The organism is Streptomyces sp. NPDC021749, from assembly GCF_040640655.1.
Taxonomy (GTDB): Bacteria; Actinomycetota; Actinomycetes; order Streptomycetales; family Streptomycetaceae; genus Streptomyces.
Genome location: NZ_JBFACE010000093.1, coordinates 1 through 3,937 on the forward strand (window position 1 = coordinate 1; position 3,937 = coordinate 3,937).

4 protein-coding genes and 1 pseudogene are annotated in these 3,937 nt (G+C 68.3%); 2 read left to right on the top strand and 3 right to left on the bottom strand.

All coding sequences use genetic code 11. The annotated features are described in order from the left end of the window. Positions 1-523 (bottom strand): antibiotic biosynthesis monooxygenase (locus tag AB0G35_RS37115; RefSeq protein ID WP_360959166.1); only part of this gene is annotated, 523 nt, incomplete at its 3' end. 234 nt (positions 524-757) lie between these two features. Here AB0G35_RS37115 and AB0G35_RS37120 point away from each other — a divergent pair. Then, positions 758-1,324 carry a nucleoside deaminase gene (locus tag AB0G35_RS37120; protein WP_360959169.1) on the top strand — a complete coding sequence of 189 codons (567 nt, stop codon included), beginning with the start codon at positions 758-760 and terminating at the stop codon, positions 1,322-1,324. 200 nt (positions 1,325-1,524) lie between these two features. On the opposite strand, the pseudogene AB0G35_RS37125 reads toward AB0G35_RS37120, so the two are convergent. Next, positions 1,525-1,920, bottom strand: a pseudogene (locus tag AB0G35_RS37125) (GNAT family N-acetyltransferase); the annotation flags it as partial. A gap of 173 nt (positions 1,921-2,093) precedes the next feature. Then, positions 2,094-2,558, bottom strand: coding sequence for a MarR family winged helix-turn-helix transcriptional regulator (locus AB0G35_RS37130; protein ID WP_360959172.1), 465 nt, complete (start codon positions 2,556-2,558; stop codon positions 2,094-2,096). Between the two features lie 98 nt (positions 2,559-2,656). Between AB0G35_RS37130 and AB0G35_RS37135 the strand changes: the two genes are divergently transcribed. Beyond that, the gene (locus tag AB0G35_RS37135) at positions 2,657-3,529 is read left to right on the top strand and encodes an SDR family NAD(P)-dependent oxidoreductase (RefSeq protein WP_360959175.1); all 873 of its coding nucleotides are present in this window, start codon (positions 2,657-2,659) and stop codon (positions 3,527-3,529) included. Positions 3,530-3,937 lie beyond the last annotated feature (408 nt).

The following is a 3,937-nucleotide window of genomic DNA, read 5'->3' on the forward strand; positions in this document are numbered from 1 at the left end:
GGGAGTCGAACCGGAAGACGACCACCCAGTGCTCCTGGACGCCCTCCACCGGCCGGAACAGCTCGGAACCCATGAAGCCCGGCGCCTTCTCCTGCACTTTGAGCGTCTTCTCCTGCCAGGTGAGGAATTTCTGCTCGTACCCGGGCTTCACCTCATGGGAGATGACGGCCGTGACCATCGCGGGAGCCACTTCCGCCGGGCTGCCGCCGTGGAGGACCTCCTGCGTGGGCGGTCCGTCGAAAAATTCGTGTGCCTCATCGAGCAATTCCCGGCGCCGGTCAGAGGCCAACCAGGCTGTCAGGTGGTCCATACCGGAGAAGCGGAATACGGCCACCCATTCGTTCTTCTCGCCTGCGCCGGGCGGGTAGACCTCGGCGCCCACGAAACCCTCGAATTCGCGAGCGGCCTGGTTCGTCCTGTCCTGCCAGCGCTGGTACTCGTCGGTGCGGCCCTCACGCACCTTCTGCGAGGTCACGACGGTGGCAGTGTCGGCCGCGGCGCTACGGCTTGCACGAGCACTCACCTGCAGTAGCCTATACATGAGAGATTTATAGGGCAAATGGAAATTACTGGATGGGGGGGCTCTCGGTGCTTTCAGCGCTTTCCCATCACCGTCTTCCGCACCGACTTCACCACATTGCCTTCTACTTCCTTGCCTTCTACTTCCTGCCTGCTGACTTACGCCTTCTGGCTTCCGCATTCTTCTGCGCTTACGTGACCTGCACGAAGGAATCGATGCCGATCGGAGAACCGGGCAATGGAACACAAAGAACTCATGGCCGAGGCGGTACGACTCGCGACCGAGTCCGTGGAAAAGGGCTGGGGTGGCCCGTTCGGCGCGGTGCTCACGCGTAACGGGGACATCATCGCCCGCGGGCAGAACCGCGTGCTGTTGACCGGAGACCCCACGGCACACGCCGAGGTGGAAACCATCCGCAAGGCCGTACAGCTCCTCAACCCCGAGGCCCCGTCCATCTCTGAAGAGCACCAGAACGAGAGCACGCTGGAATACGTGCCACGTGAGGAGGGCTCACCGGACCCGGTCCCCGAACGAGCCCGCATGCTGCAGGGCTGCTCGATCTACATCAGCGGCGCGCCGTGCCCGATGTGCATGAGCGCCATCTACTGGTCGCGGATCGGCGCGGTGTACTTCAGCTGCGATCTGGAGCAGACCCGGAAGATCGGCTTCGACGACTCGTTCCAGTACGAGGACTTCGGGAAACCGCTCGACCAGCGTCGGATAAAGATCGAGCAGATCTATCCCGAGATGGGCAGCCGCGCCTACGAGGCATGGTCAAGCCGGCCCGACCGGCATCCCTACTGAGCCCACCAGGGGCACCGGCCTCCAGCTGCCTCAGTGACCGGCATGCCCTCAACTGCGCCCGGCCAACCGGCCGTTCGCATACGAGGGGACGAGGGGGCCGGAGGGTGAAGGCGCGGTCAGGGAAGGACAGTGAGCGCCGCCCGGCGCCGTGACGCCGGGCGGCGCAGACGATGCCGCACGCGGTCCGCGTGCCTGGGCTGTCACGGGACGCGGAAGCCCCGAAAGGTCACGGGCTTGCGGGTGCGGAAGCCGAGCCGCTCGTAGAGGGCGATGGCGCCGGTGTTCGTCTCGGCCACGTGCAGGAAACACCGTTCGTTGCGCGCCTCGATACGCGCGATGAGCGCGCTGACCAGGTGTGCGGCGTGGCTGCGTCCGCGTGCCTCGGGAGCGGTGCAGACGGCGCTGATCTCGGACCATCCCGGGGGCCGGAGCCGTTCACCCGCCATGGCCACCAACGTGCCGTGGTCGCGAATGCCGAGATAGGTGCCGAGTTCGTGGGTGCGTGGCCAGAAGGGCCCCGGTCGGGTCCGGGCGACGAGTTCGAGCATCTCGGGCACCTCGTCCGGGCCCAGTTCGACGACGTCGGTGCCGGAAGCCGGCCGGCCCGTGGACGGCCGGATCGCGGCCGGCTGCGGAGTAGCCGGCGAGTACCGGAGTGCCCTTCGGGAGGACGGTCCCGTCCACGGTCGGGCTCCGCACGGGATAAGCGCGCTGACCGGCCGTCCGGGCGGGGGCGCTGTGTCACCCCACCCCTCTCCCGTCGCCGTTCCTACTGTGCGTCCTTGTTGGCCTTGAGTTTCTGCCACACGGTGCCGAGGGCGGCGAGGTCGTTCTCGTCGAGGAGGTCGGTGAACACGGGCGCCAAGCAGGCGCGGCGGGTGTCGTCGGCCTCCTCGAAGAGCCGGCGGCCTTCCGGAGTGAGCGCGACCTCGATGGAGCGGGCGTCATGCGTGGAGGGCGTGCGGGTGACCAGCCCGCGGCTCTGCAGGGCGTCGACGACCCGGGACACCTGGCTGCGGCTGAGCATGGTGCTGTTGCCCAGGACGGAGGCGGGGACCGGGTCCGGGCTGGAGGCGAGCCAGAGCATCACCTCGAACCATGAGACCGGGAGGCCGTGCGCCTTGCTGAGGGCGCGGTCGACGCGCTCGGTCAGCACCGTTCCGGCCCAGACCAGCCCGTAGAAGGCGTGGTCAGCCACGGGCATCTCGGCCTGGGTGAGCTTCTTCTTCGCCATGCGCCCAGCCTACCGGTTTGCGTGTGCGCACACATAATGCTTAAGGTGTGTGTACACGCACTTAAATCGCTCCAGTCTCTGGAGCCGAAAGGTCTGCCATGTCTTCCCACGCTGTTCCCCAGGCTTCCGCGACCTCCAAGGTCGTCCTGATCACCGGCACGTCCTCCGGCATCGGCCTCGCGGCCGCCGTCGCCGCCGGCCGGGCCGGATGGCGCGTCGTGGCGACGCTGCGCAATCCGGGCCGGGCCGATGCGCTGCGCACCGCCGCGGCAGAGGCCGGGGTGGAGCTCGACGTCCGGCGGCTCGACGTCGTCGACGAGGCGTCCGTCGCCGCGGTGGTCGACGGGGTGATCGCCGACTACGGCAGGCTCGACGCGGTGATCAACAACGCCGGCGCCGGACACCTCGGCACGCTGGAGAACGAGAGCGTCAACGAGGTGCGCAAGGTGATGGAGGTCAACTTCTTCGGTGTGCTCCACGTCTCGAAGGCGGCCCTTCCCCACCTGCGTGCCTCCGGGGGCCGTCTGATCACCGTCACCAGTGTCGGGGGAGTGGTCGGCCAGCCCTTCAACGAGGCATACTGCGCGGCCAAGTTCGCGGTCGAGGGCTTCATGGAGAGCCTGGCGCCCGTGGCGGCCCGGCTCGGGGTTCAGGTGTCCGTCGTCGAGCCCGGGGCCGTGGCGACCGAGTTCGTGAACAACATCGGCGTCGACCTGGAGGCCGAGGTAGCCGCCGCCGGCGCCTACGCCGACGCCCTGCAGGCCTACTTGGACCGTACCGTCGCCCAGTTCCAGGGCGGCAACGCGCAGACCCCGGCCGAGGCGGCCGAGGCCGTGATGGAAGCCCTGGAGGCCGAGCGGCCCGCGTTCCGCATCCAGACCTCCGACTGGGCGCGCGGTTTCACCGGCACCAAGCTCACCGACCTCGACGGCTCCGCGGTCCTCGGCCTCACCGGAGGATGGGTGGGCTGAATCGGCACGGCGGCCCGGTGCGAGACCTTCGGCCGGCTCGCCCCGAGGTAGGCGCCCCTGCGGTGGTCAGGCCGGCGAGCTGTTTGGCTGCGCTGCCCGAAGCCAGTCGGCGTGCACCGGCCTCGCATGAGTCGCCGTACCCATGCCGCAGGGGCGGGATGGGCGGCCTCCCGGCTCGGGGAGCCCGCCGCCCTCGCCGCGTAGACCACCGGCGGCATCACCCCGACAGGGTCCAGCAAGCCCCTCCAGAGGCAAATGCAGCATTTCCTGCCCGATTTCGGGCAGGAAATGTGGACGTCCCATGGCGGCCGCCCTAGGGCGCGTATCGAGTCGTGATCAATCTGTGTGATGTGCCTTCGTGGCACGGCCTGGTCCGGTAGACCGTCGTATGTGACGCGAGTGCAACTG